This window comes from Nonomuraea sp. NPDC002799 (genome assembly GCF_053592075.1).
Genome location: NZ_JBSFVA010000142.1, coordinates 1 through 1172, shown reverse-complemented (window position 1 = coordinate 1172; position 1172 = coordinate 1). Strand labels below are relative to the sequence as shown.

General features: G+C 67.5%; 1 protein-coding gene and 1 pseudogene. Both read left to right on the top strand.

Going from position 1 to position 1172, the window contains the following annotated elements; translation table 11 throughout:
* Nucleotides 1-21 precede the first annotated feature (21 nt).
* Nucleotides 22-66, top strand: a pseudogene (locus ACWD0F_RS52115) (hypothetical protein); the annotation flags it as partial.
* Nucleotides 67-90: 24 nt separating this feature from the next.
* A partial coding sequence (locus ACWD0F_RS52110; protein WP_449890598.1) for an acyltransferase domain-containing protein occupies nt 91-1172 on the top strand: 1082 nt, incomplete at its 3' end.

The window sequence follows — 1172 nt, the reverse complement described above, 5'->3', positions numbered from 1 at the left end:
CAACCACTATGGCTCGGCTCCATCAAATCCAACATCGGCCACACCCAAGCCGCCGCAGGCGTCGCCGGCATCATCAAAATGCTCATGGCCATGCGACACCACACCCTGCCCCGAACTCTGCACGCCGACCAACCCAGCCCCCACATCGACTGGACCTCCGGCGCCGTCAACCTCCTCACCCAAGCCCAGCCATGGCAACCCAACGGCCACCCCCGCCGCGCCGCGATCTCCTCCTTCGGCATCAGCGGCACCAACGCCCACCTCATCCTGGAACAACCACCCGAACCAAAACCCACCACACCACCCGAACCCGAACCCGCCACACCAGCCGCCCCCCAACCGCTGCCATGGCTGCTGTCCGCCAAAACCAGCGACGCACTCCGCGCCCAAGCCCGCCACCTCGCCCACCACGTCCAAACACACCCAGACCTCGACCTCGCCGACATCGCCTACACCCTGTCCAGGCGCTCACAGTTCGACTACCGCGCGGCCGTCACCACCACCACAGCTCCCACCGCTACCGTCACCGGGACCGGGCGCCAGGACTACCTCAACGGGCTGATCGCACTCGCCAACGGCGACGCCCTCATCACCACCACCAACAGCGGCAAAACCGCCTACCTGTTCACCGGGCAAGGCGCCCAACACCCCGGCATGGGCCGCGAGCTGTATGCGCACCATCCGGTGTTCGCCCGCGCGCTCGACGACGTCTGCGATCACTTCGACTTCCCGCTCCGCGACATCATGTGGGCCGAGGACCCCGAACAACTCCACCAAACCGGCCACACCCAACCCGCCCTCTTCGCCCACCAAACCGCGCTCCACCACCTGCTCCAGCATCACGGCCTCACCCCCGACTATTTGGCAGGACACTCCATCGGTGAGATCACCGCCGCCCACGTCGCCGGGGCTCTCACCCTCACCGACGCCTGCACCCTCATCACCGCACGCGCCCACCTCATGCAAGCCCTGCCTCCAGGCGGCGCCATGCTCGCCATCAACACCACCGAGCACGACATCCGGCCCCACCTCAGCCCGACCGTCGCCCTCGCCGCCGTCAACACCACCACCTCACTCGTCATCTCCGGCGACACCCACGACGTCCTGGCCATCGGCGAGCACTTCGCCGCACGCGGCGTGCGCACCCGCCAACTCACCGTCAGTCACGCCTT